The 16,163-nt window shown below is 47.3% G+C and carries 10 protein-coding genes and 1 pseudogene; 7 read left to right on the forward strand and 4 right to left on the reverse strand.

The genetic code is table 11. From position 1 onward, the window contains the following. The first annotated feature begins 151 nt into the window (after positions 1-151). The 3 genes and pseudogenes from A3842_RS07090 to A3842_RS33580 all read left to right on the forward strand — a co-directional run. Positions 152-3,952 (forward strand): endo-1,4-beta-xylanase, encoded by a 3,801-nt coding sequence (locus A3842_RS07090; RefSeq protein WP_074100896.1) that lies wholly within the window; start codon positions 152-154, stop codon positions 3,950-3,952. Between the two features lie 639 nt (positions 3,953-4,591). Beyond that, on the forward strand, positions 4,592-5,005 hold the full coding sequence (locus A3842_RS07095; RefSeq protein ID WP_305953378.1) for a hypothetical protein: 414 nt from the start codon (positions 4,592-4,594) through the stop codon (positions 5,003-5,005). A gap of 8 nt (positions 5,006-5,013) precedes the next feature. Further along, positions 5,014-5,073 (forward strand): annotated as a pseudogene (locus tag A3842_RS33580) (BBE domain-containing protein); the annotation flags it as partial. 323 nt (positions 5,074-5,396) lie between these two features. On the opposite strand, the gene A3842_RS07105 reads toward A3842_RS33580, so the two are convergent. Then, a complete protein-coding gene (locus A3842_RS07105) occupies positions 5,397-5,636 on the reverse strand; it encodes a hypothetical protein (protein ID WP_074100898.1) in 240 nt (79 codons plus the stop codon). Positions 5,637-5,890: 254 nt separating this feature from the next. Between A3842_RS07105 and A3842_RS07110 the strand changes: the two genes are divergently transcribed. The 4 genes from A3842_RS07110 to A3842_RS07125 all read left to right on the forward strand — a co-directional run bounded on the left by A3842_RS07110 (position 5,891) and on the right by A3842_RS07125 (position 10,877). Continuing rightward, positions 5,891-8,167 (forward strand): preprotein translocase subunit SecA, encoded by a 2,277-nt coding sequence (locus tag A3842_RS07110; protein WP_074100899.1) that lies wholly within the window; start codon positions 5,891-5,893, stop codon positions 8,165-8,167. A 277-nt stretch (positions 8,168-8,444) separates the two neighbouring features. Further along, a complete protein-coding gene (locus A3842_RS07115; protein ID WP_074100900.1) occupies positions 8,445-9,506 on the forward strand; it encodes a helix-turn-helix domain-containing protein in 1,062 nt (353 codons plus the stop codon). Further along, positions 9,481-9,966: a (2Fe-2S)-binding protein gene (locus A3842_RS07120; RefSeq protein ID WP_074100901.1), complete on the forward strand. Its 486-nt coding sequence runs from the start codon at positions 9,481-9,483 to the stop codon at positions 9,964-9,966. The genes A3842_RS07115 and A3842_RS07120 overlap by 26 nt, the downstream gene beginning before the upstream one ends. 149 nt (positions 9,967-10,115) lie before the next feature. Then, positions 10,116-10,877, forward strand: coding sequence for a DUF975 family protein (locus A3842_RS07125; protein ID WP_074100902.1), 762 nt, complete (start codon positions 10,116-10,118; stop codon positions 10,875-10,877). 273 nt (positions 10,878-11,150) lie between these two features. Here the strand turns inward: A3842_RS07125 and A3842_RS07130 are convergent, their stop codons facing one another. From A3842_RS07130 to A3842_RS07140, 3 genes are all read right to left on the reverse strand, one after another. After that, positions 11,151-13,019 (reverse strand): serine hydrolase domain-containing protein, encoded by a 1,869-nt coding sequence (locus tag A3842_RS07130; protein ID WP_074100903.1) that lies wholly within the window; start codon positions 13,017-13,019, stop codon positions 11,151-11,153. 320 nt (positions 13,020-13,339) lie between these two features. Further along, positions 13,340-15,403, reverse strand: a complete 2,064-nt coding sequence (locus A3842_RS07135) for a methyl-accepting chemotaxis protein (protein WP_074100904.1) — start codon at positions 15,401-15,403, stop codon at positions 13,340-13,342. Positions 15,404-15,726: 323 nt separating this feature from the next. Next, positions 15,727-16,161: an OsmC family protein gene (locus A3842_RS07140; protein WP_074083595.1), complete on the reverse strand. Its 435-nt coding sequence runs from the start codon at positions 16,159-16,161 to the stop codon at positions 15,727-15,729. Positions 16,162-16,163: the final 2 nt, after the last annotated feature.

Raw genomic sequence — 16,163 nt, forward strand, 5'->3', positions numbered from 1 at the left:
AAGGAGGACATATTTCAGTAAAAATGTAAACGCTTTTACTAGGTTGCCAAATTTATCGACAGGGTGGTGGTACAAGAAAACCCTTGTGCCGCAAGCCTCGGCGAATGCCGGGAGGCTATATAATATTTATTTTGGGAGGGGAAGTAACACGATGAACAAACGGATTAAGCAGATTTTGATGTTAGTGCTTGCGGTTGCATTGTTTTTGCCGCAGTTTGGGATCGCGCAAAAGGCAAGTGCCGCAAGTACGAACGGAAATTATGTCTTAAAAGTTCAAACCACAGGCGGGAAACAGTGGGATGGCGTGCAAATACCTACAGGAGCAAGCGGCTTAAATCTCATTGCCGGTACAACCTATACCTTCTCATATGATTTATACACCCCTGACCAAGATGTGGCAGGCATTATTCTACAAACTAGCGGTTACAACTGGATTAAAGACTCAGGAGCTTTAAGCGCGGCAAGCCCAGCTTGGAATTCCTACTCAGCGACGTATACTTATACAGACACAAGTGGCTCCAATATCCAGTATGTTAAAAAAGGTGATAGCGGAAATACGGATGCCAAGAATATAACTTACTACATCGACAACTTTGTTATTAAAGACGAGAGTGGCACTGTTGTTTACACAGCCAACTTTGACGACCAAACGGTTGGTCTCTTTACATCAAGTGGAGCGGCTACATTAACTACTGTAAATAATATTAGTGCTGCACCAACACCAACGATTAACCCGGATGTACTCACCTTACCAAGCATTAAGGATACGTACCCGGATTATTTGATGGGCAATATCATCGGCCCATATTACATGCAAGACTCAATCATGCCAGTCCTGAAAGCCCAGTTCGGCGTTGTGACGCCTGAGAACGCGATGAAGCCAGCTTCGCTGATCGGCACCAGTGCCTCTACGCATAACATCGCGGATCTGAGCTTTACCGAAGCGGACACAGAGCTTCAGAGCGCGATCGACAATGGCCTAAAAATACATGGGCATACGCTCGTCTGGGAAGGGCAATCGATTCCATGGCTGAACAACGATAAGATCTCCAGCTCCGACTCGACTCCATCCAACCCAGGTCTGACCGCGGATGGGGCGTATGTGAACATGAACGCGTACATTAACTCTGTACTAACGCATTTTGACGACAAGTTCAACGCGAGCACGCAGAACATCATCTCGTGGGACGTCGTTAACGAAGCGATGGGGGGCACCGTCCGTGACAGCTCTCTTAGTCCGACAGACTGGCACAGCTACCTGAAATCCACCCCGTGGCTGAAGGCGACGGACGCGAACTACGTCGAACAGGCGTTCAAGTACGCCCGTGCGGCGGAGCCGAATTACAACGTTCTGTTGTACTACAACGACTATAGCATGGATGACCAGAATAAGGCCGCAGCAGTTCGCGACATGGTGAAAGACATTAATGACCGTTGGGCCTTGGATCACCCTGGCAAGCAGCTCATACAGGGCGTCGGCTTGCAAGAGCATAACGGCCTCGGCACCAACCCTAACAATCAGAGAAAGACGATACAGATGTTCAAGAATATCGGCGTCAAAGTTTCAATCAGCGAGCTGGACATCTCCGCAGGAACGAACAAACAGCAGACAACCGAGCAGGTAAAAGCCCAAGCCGCACAGTACGCGCGGTTGATGCAGGTTTATACCGATCCCAACTTCAAGGACACGGTGCAGCGCATCTCCATCTGGGGGCTGACAGACACCAACAGCTGGTTGTCTGAAGGCAGCCCGTTGCTGTTCGACGGCAACCTGTACCCGAAAGACGCGTTTTACGCTGTGGTTGACCCGGCTAATTACCTTGCGAATTACCACGCTCCGACAAAGCCTGCTGGGGGCAAAACCTCAACAGCCGCGAAGGGAACGCCCAACATCGACGGCAAAATAGACGACATTTGGAATTCGACAACGCCTATCAATATCAATGTAACGCAAGCAGGTAACACGAAGGCGGATGCTCACATGCCGGCCGCTACCGCTCGCATGTTGTGGGACAACGCGAACCTGTACGTACTCGCGCAGGTGACCAAAGATCCGTCCGAACCGTTGGACAAGGGGAACGCAAACCCTTGGGAACAGGATTCAGTCGAAGTGGTTGTTGACCTGACGAACGGCTCCAGCGCCATGTACTCGAACGCTTCCGGACATTACCGCGTTCGGTATGACGGCTTTGCGTCGGTAGACGCAGGCATGACGGATAATCAGGGTATTGCAACGAAGATGACCTCTGCGACGGTCAACGAGGATACGTACTCCTACAACGTCGAGATGAAGATTCCGTTTATCCAAATTTCGCCCGCGATTGGCACTCAGATCGGCTTTGACACTCAGGTGAACGAAGCGATGAACGGTGCGCGCATTGGCGCGTACGCTTGGAACGACGCTAGCGGGACTTCTTATCAGGATCTATTCCAGATTGGCACATTGGAACTTGCGGCCGCACCGACTCCCACTACGACATCGGTAACCGGGGTTACGCTTGACCAATCGACCTTATCGCTGACAGCAGGGGGCACCGCTGCAACATTGACGGCAACAGTTCTACCGAACAACGCTTCGAACAAAGCTGTGACGTGGAGCTCCAGCGACTCGAGCGTTGCGACTGTGGACAACCATGGGGTTGTTACTCCTGTCAAAGCAGGAACTGCAACGATTACCGCAACGACTGTTGATAGCAGGTTTACAGCAACAAGCGTTGTAACAGTCAAAGCTGCGACGCCTACGCCTACACCTATGCCTACGACCACGACCACGACTACGACGCAGGGATCTAACATCACAGTTGATAAAAATCATATCACTGCAAAGGCTCATCCGGACAGCAACGGTACAGCTTCCGTAACCATCAGTTCGAGTGATTTCCATCAAGGAGTCAGTCAATCAACAGACAAATCCGTGACGATTCAAGTACAACCCGCTGCCGGCGTTAAAGAAGTTCAAGTCAACTTGCCGGCAGATCAAGTTCAAGCACTTTCGGATCAGATCCAATCGATCGTCATCGACACTGGTTTGGCAACTGTTACAATCGATCCGAAATTGCTGAAGCACAACGACGCGAGCGGTACCGGCAACGTTCAATTGTCCGTGGCCGTCGTAGACCCGGCGTCGCTGTCCGACGCAGCAAGGAGCCAAGTAGGCGGAAATACCGTCTACAATTTCAACTTAAGCATCAACGGCACGAAAATTTCGAAATTCACCGGAAATGACGTTAAAGTCAGCATGGGTTACACCCTGAAGCCGGGTGAAAATCCAAACAATGTCGTCGTCTATAACATCGATGATAACGGCAAGCTGGAAATCGTCAAAAATGGGAAGTACAAAACAGCGACGGGCAAAGTCGAATTTACTCCGAAGCACTTCAGCAAATACGTCACCAAGGCCAATGCTTCCGCATTCAAAGACGTGAACAATGTACCTTGGGCGGTGGAAAGCATCCAAGCTCTCGAAGCGCGAGGTATTGTTGCAGGAGTTGAAACTGGAGCTTTCGCGCCGAACAATCAGGTTACCAGAGCCGAGTTCATCCAAATGCTGATGAATGTGCTTGATCTGAACAGCGATAAGACAAACAGCACCTTTACAGATGTGAAGGAAGGCACCTGGAATTATCAAGCAATTGCTTCGGCTCAACAGCTCGGTATCGTCAACGGAAAAGCGGACGGATCTTACGGCATCAACGATGCAATCAGCAGGCAGGAAATGGCCGCTATGCTGTATCGTGCCGTAGCGAAGGCAAATATCAAGCTGCAAAATACCGTTAATGAAATCAAGTTTGCCGATGATTCAAGCATTTCGGTCTATGCAGCACAAGCAATTAAAGCATTGCAACAAGCCGGAATTGTGAGCGGCATGGTGGACGGGACATTTGCCCCTGCCAGCAACGCAACGCGCGCTCAAGCAGCAGTTATCATTTACGGATTGTTTAAATTAATGTAAGTTCAGACATCGCAACAAAGAAGCCTTCCTCCCCATTGCCGCGGGGGGAAGGCTTCATTTATTAAAGTCCCTCATCATCTCTACACATCTCTCCTACTATAAAGTGATGTTTTCGCCTGTTTACCCGCTTTTCCTTAGTTTTTCAACCTTGACAGTTTGCGAGGTAATAGTAGAGAACGTAGTCTGCACCACGATTTTCTGTAAGAGCGTAGGCGGGAATAGAGCTTAGCATCGTTTCATTCCAAAACTGTAGATAGTTGATTATGATCGCATAGTGAATCTCCACATTCGCCCTTGGGGTTTACCCTCCCATGTCACACTGGGTCTATGCCCTTACATTCATTCGTTCTATCTCTCAAGGGTGGATGACGGAGCCTTTGCCCCATCGGGACGTTTATTAAGTATGTAAGTGATAACTTTAACTCTTTACTGATTTTCATCCTCTCTTATTTAAAAGATACAGATTCCAAAATCTAATCCGTTTCAGCCTTTGACTCATCATTTGTGTATGTAACAATGAAATTGAATGCATACTCATCAATCATTGTGCTGTAAACCTCTTGTGTTGTTACAACAGCATTTCCATAATCAACAGACCCTTTCAACAGGTACATCTTTTTTCCACCGACTCCCCAAGTAGTGAGCTTTTTATTAGCTCCCGATCCGGTGCTGACCCAAAGGTCCAGCAACCAGTTCTCTAGTGGGTTTGCCAGAAATCCTTTCCCGGATAAGGCAATTAAGTCAATGCGTGAATTTTTGGAGAATGTAGAGGGTAAAGACGCCGGATTCTTTTTCCTGAATTTGGGGGGATCTGTAAACCGTAAATTACCTAAATCAACAGCCTTCTTCTGGCGTAAAGCGAAATTTTATTTAGAGTGGAATAGCTCATGGATCAAGAAATCCAAAGCCGCTAAAAATATCGCCGTAGTCCGCAATACATGCCGGAAGTTACAACCCTTCATTGTGGGATCCTATATAAACGTTCCTGACCAAGGGATTAAAAATGCCGGACCGGTTTACTATGGAACGAATTCCCTAGATTACGAAGAGTAAAAGCTAAATATGACCCTAGAAATGTGTTCTACAATCCCCAAAGTATTCCTCCATTTCGCAGAGCATAGGTGCATTTCAAAGCCAGCGTTTGAAGTAAATTTATTTAGGTTGTGACATTTCGTGAGTTAGCGATCTATGGTAGGCAAGTGTGGAAATGAAGAAATTAACTCAAGCGGAGACTATTCTGAAAATATGACGGATGAAAGCTTGCACCGCGATGACTGGGTATTATTGTATTTGAATTTGAATCTATATGCGGGGAGCTGGAGCGACTGGATTAGTTATGAGGAGAATCCGGTGGCTACGGGGAATAGTTAACATGAAGTGCCCGCGTCCTGCGTGGGCTTTTTGTGCTGGAGAGCACCCTGCGAAATATCAAGTCAACGCGGATTCAACCACAAGCGGAGAACGATGATCCCGCATCAAATCCTCTCTTCCGACCACACCTCCAAGTCCAGCTATATGCTGCCCCTTCAACCGTATAATAACAGACCAGCACCTTCTCTGGATCGATGTCTGGCATGTGGATTTGATGCAAAATCTCCAGTGATTCAGTGAGTTCCTCACCCAACTGCTCCCCAAACCGTCCCATATCGAGTTCAAAAAAACCGCCTGCAGCATCATAGGCCATAATACTATTATCCTATTCAACAATTCACTCTCTGCTATTTGATTCTATGAAGCTCCCAAAATACAAAATAGTATTTACATTGTGCAATACATAAGCTACAATCCAACCAACCAATAACTGGTAATGGCCATTACGATCGCCCTTACTTTCAACCACATGGTTTTCGACACATTGGCGTTTGCTGGCAGGCAACAGATCAGCTTTAATGTTGTTCAAAACTAAGCGTATGTCTAACGAGGGGGGATCACATTAATATGAATATAGCCGTCAAGTTCATGCAAAAATTCAAAAACCTCGATAACCAGAATAAGCTGAAGGTCTATCGGGACAAAACGGAGCTCATTAGGAAACGGAATATGGAAGCCTGGGATGACGGGCGACTCCAAGAGGAATCCCTCCGGCTGCAAAAAGAAGCGCGGTCAGGTACACCTTTGGACGAGCTGCTTGTCGATGCTTATGCGTTAGTCTGCGAGGCAGCGAAGAGAAAGCTCGGATTACAGCCTTACGAAGTCCAGATTATGGCTGCCATTGCTCTACATGAGAGATTTCTGATCGAGCAGCATACCGGTGAAGGAAAAACACTCTCTGCTGTTATGCCTGCATATCTAAATGCACTGACCGGCAAAGGCGTTCATGTGCTGACTTTTAACGATTATTTGGCTAAGCGGGATGCGGAGTGGATGGGCCCGGTCTATCGTTTCCTCGGGTTAACGGTAAACTCGGTTCAAGCGGGCATGAGCCTGTACGAGAAACGGGAAGCATACACCAAGGATATAACCTATGTTACGGCTAAAGAAGCGGGATTCGATTACTTACGTGACACAATTGCACTAAGCGAAGCCGATACCGTGCATCGTCCTTTCCATTACGTCATCGTCGACGAAGCGGATTCGCTGCTTCTCGACGAAGCGCGGGTGCCGCTAGTCATCAGCGGCGATTCGGCCTCTTCCAGGAGCGACGGCTTTCGTTTTGCAGAAGTAGCTCGGCAGCTCAAGCAAGCAGAGTTTTACGACTTCGACGAGTTCCAGCGGAACGTTTACTTAAATGAAGCAGGTGCCGAGAAAGCGGAATCGTTGCTGGGATGCGGCAATTTGTACGATAGCCATAACAGTCACTTGCTGACGTCATTAAATTGCGCACTGCATGCGGAAACGTTATTAATGAAAGACGTCGATTACATCGTCCGGGACGGAAAAATCGAGCTGATCGAAGAATATACCGGCCGCGTGGCGGAGAACCGGTATTTGCCGGACGGGCTGCAAGCCGCACTTACGGCCAAAGAGGGGCTGTCCTCCACAGCCAGTGGAAAAATTCTCGGGACGATCACCATTCAACACTTCATCAGCCTGTATCCGCAGATTTGCGGAATGACGGCTACTGCGCATGCTTCCAGAATGGAGTTCAAAGATATTTATACGCTGGAGGTCGTGCAAATCCCGCCGAACCGGCCAAATATCCGGATCGACCATCCGCACCGGATTTATACCCATAAAGAAGCCAAGATTAAGTCGCTTGTACACGAAATCTCGTCCGTCCATAAGTCGGGACGTCCCATTCTCATTGGTACGTCAAGCGTTGAGGAGTCTGACATGCTGGCGAAGGCGCTAGCGGTTGCCGGTGTACCTTGCCATGTTTTGAATGCAAAAAACGACGCAGAAGAAGCCGGGATCATCGCCAAAGCGGGAGAAACTGGCGCCGTGACAGTGTCAACGAATATGGCGGGACGCGGCGTCGACATCCGGCTCGGCAGCGGTGACCCCGCGCAAGCAGAGGTAGTCGCTAAACTGGGTGGGTTATATGTGATTGGCACACATGTAAACGAAAGCATGCGAATCGACGACCAACTTCGCGGGCGTTCTGGCCGCCAAGGCGACCCGGGAGATTCCGTTTTTTATGTAAGCTTGGAGGACGAGTTGCTGCATCGCTTCGGCATCCATAAAGCGGCTCGAGCTCCAAAGCAGGATGAGGCTCTTGAAGAGACATTACTAAGCAGCAAGATCACAAGTATTCAGCGTATTGTTATGGGCCAAAACTTCGATATCCACAAGGAACTGAACTGTTATTCAGATATGGTAGAGGATCAGAGGCGAATTCTACACGCAGAGCGGCTCCGCATTTTGAAAGGCGAACAGTCGATGAGCCCTGCGGAGAAGCGGGTACGGCTTTTTTATATCGACGAGTTCTGGGCTGAACATCTTGCGTACATTTCTTACCTTCGCGAAAGCATCCACTTGGAGAGCCTTGCCAGCCGTAATCCTATCGACGAATTTCATGCGCAAATCACCGAAGCCTACGAGCAAATTCCTTCCAAAGTAAATAGTGCATCGGAAAATATGCTTGAAAGGCTCGGAGGTTCGAATGACCCGGCGGAGTGGGAAAAGTTCGATCTGAAGAGCCCTACTTCCACTCGGACGTATATTATCAACGATCAATACAGCCAGAATATGCGCAGCTCATGGACCGGAACGACTGTATTTGCTTTTTGGATTCGCATGATTATGAAGCCGGTATTCAAGCTGTCAAAATATTGATGCAGCGTAGCTTTTTGAAGAAAAATTGCGTTGCCGCCTACACTGAAAATGTTTTCCGAAGCGAAACGTTGACTCCGTGTTGACTTCGGGGCACAAAAATACATCGCTGATGCTTATTAGCCGCTTGGCGATGTATTCAATCATTACGAACATTCCCTTCATAGCTAACCCAGTCACTCCAGCTTCATATCCCCCCACAGGATACTTTATCCCAGTGACCCGCGGCCTCAGATGCAAGTATTTGCGTGTTGCTGCATACCGGAAGGTGGTACGATGAATGATTAGTAAGGATGGCATCCCCCCTACGGGAACATTCGGACAGATTGATCAAATGTGGTTCAGGCTTCGAAGCATCACACAGAACAACAATCCCAAGGGAGAGTGGTCACTTCGGCTACAATTTCTTGAATCGCATATGCTCCTGATTCCAATATTTGGCCGGGGTTGGATAACGGTAGATGGAAAATATGCTGAACTCAGAGCGGGATTTGCTTTTATTTGCCTACCAGGGCAGTTGATCGAAGCCCGTCTAGAGGGTTCAGGAGACCAGAGGATATACATTCTTCGGTTTGATGTATTTGGTCAGCGTGATCTGCCTGAAGATCAGGAACAGACAAGCTCATCGGAGCTTCATATCCCCTTCCCCATGGAAGGAGAAGCAGCGATTGCATCAACTATTACTTACAGCAAACACTGTGAGGCCATCGCCGCTTCCATGGGAAACATAAATCCCTTGCAGCGGCTGCATGCCCAGAGCAGATTCTATGAGCTGCTGAGCGATGTCGGCCAGTTGCAATTGAGCGATACAGATGCTGTGATAGAGCGGGTCAAATCATATATAGAGCAACACTACCGCGAAGAGCTCTCCATCCGCCTGCTGGCAGGCGAGGCAGGCACTAGCGAAAGGCATTTCATCAGACTGTTCAAGCAGAAATATGGTATCAGCGCGATTGAATACCTGACCGAGTACCGGATTAGACAAGCAAGGAGCCTTATGTTGCCGCAAACGAATTATGAATTGAAGGATATTGCCGCTTACGTTGGTTATAAGGACATCCCTTATTTCCGGCGCAAATTCAAGCAAATTACCGGCGTAGCTCCGGCAACATTCATGCGAAATGCCAAGCTGAAAATGGTTGCTTACCACGGCAGCCTGATTGGGGCACTGCTTACTCTGAACATTATTCCCTGCGCAGCTCCGGCTGACCATCCTTGGACTGAATATTACCTCCCTAACAGCCTCATCCTCTATGGGGATCAGATCGATCGGGGAAAGGGCACACCCGATGGCTCATGCCTTGTGTCTAAGCAACATGTCTGTACAGCTCATCCGCACTGAGGGGTTCCCCGTATTCTCCTTTCATGTCCATGAAAATCGGGACGGCCTCTGCCACAAAAGTGTTTCCGGGAAAGGAATACTAGATGAGCTTGGTTTGTTTTATAAGAATGATGTCAGTCCGATTATTCTTGCTCTTGCCAAAGCCGCACAGACTAAAGCAGTGATGCTATGGAAGCATATTTATAATCAGCTATATACCTATATGGAAGAGGAATCCCGGGATGCGGCAGATGACAGCACCCGCAACCTTATCATCGAGCAATTCAAATCCATCACCTGGGAAATCGAACCGGAGGTATTCGGACTTCACAGCAATCCGTTCCGCATCATACCCAAATTCAGAACAGACCCCAACCCTCCACACAACACTATATCTATTAAGGCCACCTGCTGTCTGGCCTATCAGCTTAGACCGGATCATGGATACTGCAGCAGCTGTCCTATACTGCCACCGGAGTAAACGGAGCTACTGGTAAATAGTCTGCAGGATGAGGCCGCGGTCCACGCGGTTTTTTTGTGCGAATGGCATTTAATTGTTTCTTTTTGGCATAATCTATGGTATCTATTGTAAGTCGAAGAACAAAATGCAAAACAAAGGGAGAGGTTTTGATGTGGGATCGTAAGGAAATAAAGCGAAGGGCTAAGGATGTGCTCCGAATCTCGTATTGGAAGGCTTTTGTGGTGAGTTTAATACTGGTTTTACTTGGAGAAGGCATGGGTATCCCAAGCTTAACTCAAAGAATGGGTTCCTCGCCATTTCGTTCAGAATGGTCCAACTCTGTTCATGACATGGATTGGGGGATTTTAGGCCCCTTCCTTATTATCGTAGTATTCATAGTTGGCTTATTCGCAGTAATTGGAATTGCATTTCATATCCTGATTGGTTCTCCTCTCACAGTAGGTTCATTGCGTTACTTCAAGCAGGCTGCCGAGGGTGAAGTCCGTATGGGCAATATCGGCTATGCGTTTCATAAAGAACGGTATTGGGCTATAGTTCTAACTATGCTTTGGAGAGGTTTTTTGAATTTCTTATGGTTCCTGTTACTGATCATTCCAGGAATAGTAAAAGCCTATGCATATAGTCAGGTACCTTACATCCTTGCAGACAATCCGAATATCGGATATAACCGTGCAGTAGAATTAAGCAAGCAAATGACACAGGGACATAAGTTCCGCATGTTTGTGCTTGATCTTAGCTTTCTTGGATGGATTCTGCTTGGCCTGCTGGCACTCGGCATCGGCGTCTTATTCGTTCAGCCCTACATTAATGCCACAAAGGCAGAGCTTTACTTGGATTTACGCCATACTGCACTTACATATAAATTGACAACAGAATATGAACTCCGGCTAGCACCGACACCCTATTTTTAGAATCGTACCGCTAGATTGCTGCTGATGAATAGTCAACATGATGAGCCTGCGCTTGGTGCGGGCTTTTTGTGCTGGGATTGTACAGATGAATAGGCAGGCATGAACTTCTCAATTTTATCAAAGGCCCCTCTCCGGCGGAAAGCGCACCACTCGACCGATTCCTCCGTTAAGCAGCAAAATTAAAAGCCTCAGTCCCATTGAATTCAGGACTAAGGCCGCTTAAGGATCATATCCGCGCTGTCTACTTGATGGGATCAGTTCAGAACTGCCAGCTTAACTGTAGAATTGCCAGAATACAAGCAGTCCTACCAGAACTACCATCATCGCCCCAGGCAGAATGGCCGACCACTTGTCACGGGCAGTTGAAGCAGACCGCTTCTTCTTCCAGGATACCAGCAATGCTGCCAAGAACAATACAGCCAGTCCAGTCAGACCATAGTTAACCATAATCTGCGGGTACACTTCGGCATAGGCACGCTCATTGTTGCTGAGCATCCGCAAAGCCAGAACCAGATTGTTCACCACAATGCCAGTGCCTGATAAGGTTAGGCCAACCACCAACTTGCGGCTGGCGGCACTAGAAGCAGGGCGTGTTCTGGCTCTCCGCCTGTTCAAGATCTTCTGAACCAGCAATACAAACGGGGCGATAATGAAATAGACGACGGCCAGCACCGCAAGCGCGGCACTCAAGAGCAGCACCGGCATCGATTTATCAGCAGGCAATGGCAAATAATCAGAGGTATACACCGAGATCGCCTTTACCTTACCATCACTGACTGTTGCATGCAGCATGGGCCAGGCATCCAGCGCCGAGTCTCCGCTTACTTTCTCATAGAGATAAGGCTGAACCTGCTTATAGCTCCCGGTCATACCTGCAAGTGACACACGGAGCTGATCCGCTCCCTGCGGCTCAAGCTTCATCAGCGTGAGATAGGGAAATAGATTCATGAAGCCATGTCCAGGGCGGCGCGCAGCCACGAACTCACCTTGAACCTCTGACGCGTCCGGCAGATCGACTGCATCCGCCTGCTCACGCGTACCCACGATTGCTTTGGTCAGACCATGAACAATATTGGATTCGCTGGCCTGATTGGTCATAATTACGATCGCGAACCGGTCTTCAGGCACGATCTGCAGATTGGTGGCAAAGGCAATCGTATTCCCGCCGTGGCCGAGCGTCCGGTGCCGTCCAGGATATTCCCAGAACCCATGCGCATTGCCCGGCATTCCTTCAGCTGAGGCATAACTTTGGGTCAGCATCTTGCCCAGGGTCTCGGGCTTCTCGAACAGAGGGGATTGTTCTCCGGCTGCAGGCAGGAACGCCATCGCAAACTTAGCCAGATCTTCCGCAGTGCCGTTATTGCCGCCATTGGGGTACATGGACATATAGTTCCATGATCCCTGCCTAAAGGACCCTTTTCCCTCAAAGAAATAACCCTTAGCTTTATGCTTCAGCAGCTCCGGGCGCTCTTCTACTACGGAATAGGCAATGGAATCCTTCATGCCAAGGGGATCAAAAATATGCTGCTGAACGTATTCACGGTAAGGCTGACCGCTGATTCTCTCCACAATATACGCAGCCAGTGAGTTACCATAATTCGAATAGGCTACAGCCTCACCAGGTCTGTATATCTGTGCAGGCTGGGCAAGCTTCAGTCCCTCTTCCAGCGACCGCACTTCCTCAGGAGATTGGTAGGCCATATCGAACATATACTCTTCGAATCCGGCATTGTGGTTCATGAGATTAAGCATTGTTATGGGATCATCATATTTCAGCTTTGTTAGGAAATTCTCCGGTAAATAGTTGCGAATATCTTCATTCAAATCAATTTCACCTTGTTCTTCCAACTGCATCACGGACGTCCATACGGTAAGCTTGCTGATCGAGCCCCACTCCATTACCGTATCCGGCGAGACAGGGATCTGCTGCTCCACGTCGGCGTAGCCGTAACCCTTGGACAGAACCACCTGGCCGTCCTTCACCATAACAACAGACGCGCCTACGGATTGTTGTCCTATGTACTCTTTAACATAATTGTCGACAAAAGCTTCCAAACCGGCCAGCGGAATCCCGGAGGGGGTAGCTGCCTCTGCACCTGCGCTAACTTTTTCCACCGCAAATGCTGTGATACTACTGGACATAAATAATAGTATTGAGAACACTAGTATAAATCCTCTTCTTAACAATAAGACCTCTCCTTTAGTTGAGTAAATTCCTGCAGCTCTCCTATTCTATCAAGAATCCTCACACATAACCGTATAATTTTGTCAAAAGTAAATTAAGGGTGATTTCAGCTCCACATATTTCCTCCACATAACAAACAGCGGCCCCCGTTACCGGAGAACCGCCGCCCGTTTTGCTCTAATTACTATTTCTACAGATATACACTTCTGGCTATAAAAAAATTCCCTTTAAGTTTACTCGATTCTTAATGATAACAATGGACTTTTATTTACATGTGCTATTCGACCTGGAACTGATTCAATTCATCCTGTAGCTTTTTCGACAAAAGGCTGAGTTGCTGGGATAGTGCTGCAACATGCTGAATGCTGTCCAGTTGCTCCTGAGTACTTGCACTAACCTCTTCCGTCGAAGCAGAATTCTCTTCTGTCGTCGAAGAAATCACTTCCAGTGCCTGTAAAATTTCTTCCTTGTGGGTATGAACATTGGAAGTGTTATCGCTGATTTGAATCATGCGTAATTTCAAGCCTTCTAAATCCTTGTTAATACTGAGGAACACCTGCTTCGTAGCTTCAACGGATTTCGCGGTTTCTCCAGCTATTTCAAGGCCCTGCGTTGTGTGTTCAACGGATGCCGTGGTTTTCTCCGCGATATCATGAACCTTTCTGGCGATCTCCTGTGTAGCCCGTGCAGTCTGTTCCGCCAATTTCCGGACCTCTCCTGCCACAACAGCAAACCCGCGGCCCTGTTCTCCTGCACGTGCTGCTTCGATAGACGCGTTAAGTGCTAACAGATTGGTTTGTGTGGCAATTTGATGTACCGTATCTACGATGCCCGATATCTCATTACGGCTAAGATCAATATCTTGAATCGCAGACGAAATCGCCTGTGTGGAGTTGTGATTTTCTTGAGCCCATCTGGATAACTGATCCAAAACGTCTAACCCTAGTCCGCTTTGGTCTGCAGAAGCTTGCACCATCCCTTCTATGGCTTTGGTATCATTCGTGATTTCGTCGATTTGACCGGATAATGACCCTGTTTTGTGAAGAATCGTATCCGTTTCGATTGACTGATAATTAGTTGCGTTAGCAATCTCAGTAATGGCCATAGCCATATCGTTCATTGTCACAGCCGTTCGGGAAGATATAGATTGCAGATCCTTGGAAGACTGATTTAATACCTCTGCGGAGGCGCCAACCATCTGAATCATATTTTGAATTTTCCGGACCATATTGAAGATTCCGATTGAAATTTGTCCAATTTCATTTTTAGAATTAGCATCGAACTCAACAGTCAAATCCCCGTTTTCCACCCGCTTGATCTTGGTAAGAAGTATAGGTATGGATCTGAGCAGATAACGGAGTGTGATATATGAAAATAAAATGAGCAGGAACGCAGCTGCAGTGAACCCGATAATGGTAAGCCATGTGAAGTTCACTAATTCTGAGAGTACTTCACGCTTTGAAATGGTCAATCCTACTGACCACCCAGTATCTTTACTTGTGGCGTACCCGATGTAACGGCTCTCTCCATTGTCGTTAATCAGTTCTACTCCGGATTCGCCAGCTAACATTTTCTTTCCGATCTTCCCTAGATCACCCGGGCTCTCGTTAATCTTTTCCTTTAATATTTTAGTCTTATCAGGGTGATACATAATCTCTCCAGTTTTTGTGGCGAGAATGGAATAACCTGTGCTGCCAAGCTTATAGCTTTGCATGATAGAAGGAATATCCTTAAACGCTATATCAACTACCACAAAACCAATTATCGCATTGTTGTCATTCTTAATCGGATAAAAAATACCCATCAACAAATCACCCGTAATAATATCATTGTAAGGATCGGAGTAGTACAAGCCGTCTGCTGCGACTGCCGGTTTGTAATACGGGCGTTGTTCAATAGTAAAGGTAGGCTCCGATACACTGCCATCGTTCAGGATGTAAAAGCCTTTGCCTGTAGTACTTGCTACCCAAGCATCTGCAAAAGCGGGCTCTCCCTTAACAATGGCTGCCAAGGTTTTTGTTACTTCAGCCGCATGCGGAGAAGTTTTGGCCAATCCAGGAGATTCCGTAGATTCGAGATATTGTTTAAATAGATTATTCGTTGACATCTGCTTGACAAGTGAACCCTTTTCCTTAAATAAAGCATCGAACTGACTAACGAGTGCCTGTGTTTTAGTCTGAAGCATGGACTCTTGGTTCTTCACAAGTATGTTTCGAGTGCTAGAAAATACAAATGTACCCAAGATCGAAAAGACGACAACGATAATAACTAAGAGAACAATTGATAATGTATTTGCAATACTCGATAAATTGAATCGTCTTTTCTTTAATTGCTGTGACATTAGAACCCCCCCCATTTCGCTTTTGTGTAATTAGCTCATAATAATATTTCGGATATTTGTCGATCATTCGATAGAGTAGTTTTCGATAATAAATATTTTGATGTCAAATTTTAAGGTTTACAGCATAAAAATTATAAAATACAGTTCATTTTATATTTTTTCGGGTGCATTACTATTGCTTAGATGTTGAAATGCTAGATGCCATTTTCAACAGTGAACGGTTATAAGCAAAACAAAACGACCTTAGTCCCATAGAATTCAGGACCAAGGCCGCTTACCGATAACTTTATTTTTGATATGAATAGTTCAGTCCAATCCAAGCCTTAGCTTTTTTTCTCTGGTTTCTCTACCTCTACTCCATTAAGAATTAGATGCAAGCGGATGTCTGCCTTAAGCGAATCCGAGACGGCACAGTACTTCTCCTCAGCCATCAGGATGGCTTTCCAGAGCCGGTAATCGGGGACATTCCCATCAATATGAAAAAACAGATCAATTGCTGTAAATCCGGAAGGATTCGCTTCCTTGCGGGTTCCATCTGCTTCAATCTCAAGTCGTGTGATTTCTGGCAGGAACCGATCCAGAATCATCGTGATATCGATGCCCATACAGCCTCCCAACCCGGCCAGCAGCAATTCCATCGGAGTCATGCCTTCGCCGTTACCACCGTATTTAGGAGTTGCATCCATCCCCACGGAATAGCCGGAAGGCCCTGTTGAATCAAACATCCGTTTACCTTTCCAAATGGTCGATACTTTCATTA

Origin of the sequence: Paenibacillus sp. P3E (assembly GCF_001909045.1) — a bacterium.
Taxonomy (GTDB): Bacteria; Bacillota; Bacilli; order Paenibacillales; family Paenibacillaceae; genus Paenibacillus_AQ; species Paenibacillus_AQ helianthi.

What these genes read in the sequence shown, in the direction of transcription:
- A3842_RS07135 (WP_074100904.1), bottom strand. Translation starts at nt 15,403, where the DNA reads ATGTCACAGCAATTAAAGAAAAGACGATTCAATTTATCGAGTATTGCA.
- A3842_RS07140 (WP_074083595.1), bottom strand. Translation starts at nt 16,161, where the DNA reads ATGAAAGTATCGACCATTTGGAAAGGTAAACGGATGTTTGATTCAACA.
- A3842_RS07110 (WP_074100899.1), top strand. Translation starts at nt 5,891, where the DNA reads ATGAATATAGCCGTCAAGTTCATGCAAAAATTCAAAAACCTCGATAAC.
- A3842_RS07105 (WP_074100898.1), bottom strand. Translation starts at nt 5,636, where the DNA reads ATGGCCTATGATGCTGCAGGCGGTTTTTTTGAACTCGATATGGGACGG.
- A3842_RS07130 (WP_074100903.1), bottom strand. Translation starts at nt 13,019, where the DNA reads ATGTCCAGTAGTATCACAGCATTTGCGGTGGAAAAAGTTAGCGCAGGT.
- A3842_RS07120 (WP_074100901.1), top strand. Translation starts at nt 9,481, where the DNA reads ATGTCTGTACAGCTCATCCGCACTGAGGGGTTCCCCGTATTCTCCTTT.
- A3842_RS07115 (WP_074100900.1), top strand. Translation starts at nt 8,445, where the DNA reads ATGATTAGTAAGGATGGCATCCCCCCTACGGGAACATTCGGACAGATT.
- A3842_RS07125 (WP_074100902.1), top strand. Translation starts at nt 10,116, where the DNA reads ATGTGGGATCGTAAGGAAATAAAGCGAAGGGCTAAGGATGTGCTCCGA.
- A3842_RS07090 (WP_074100896.1), top strand. Translation starts at nt 152, where the DNA reads ATGAACAAACGGATTAAGCAGATTTTGATGTTAGTGCTTGCGGTTGCA.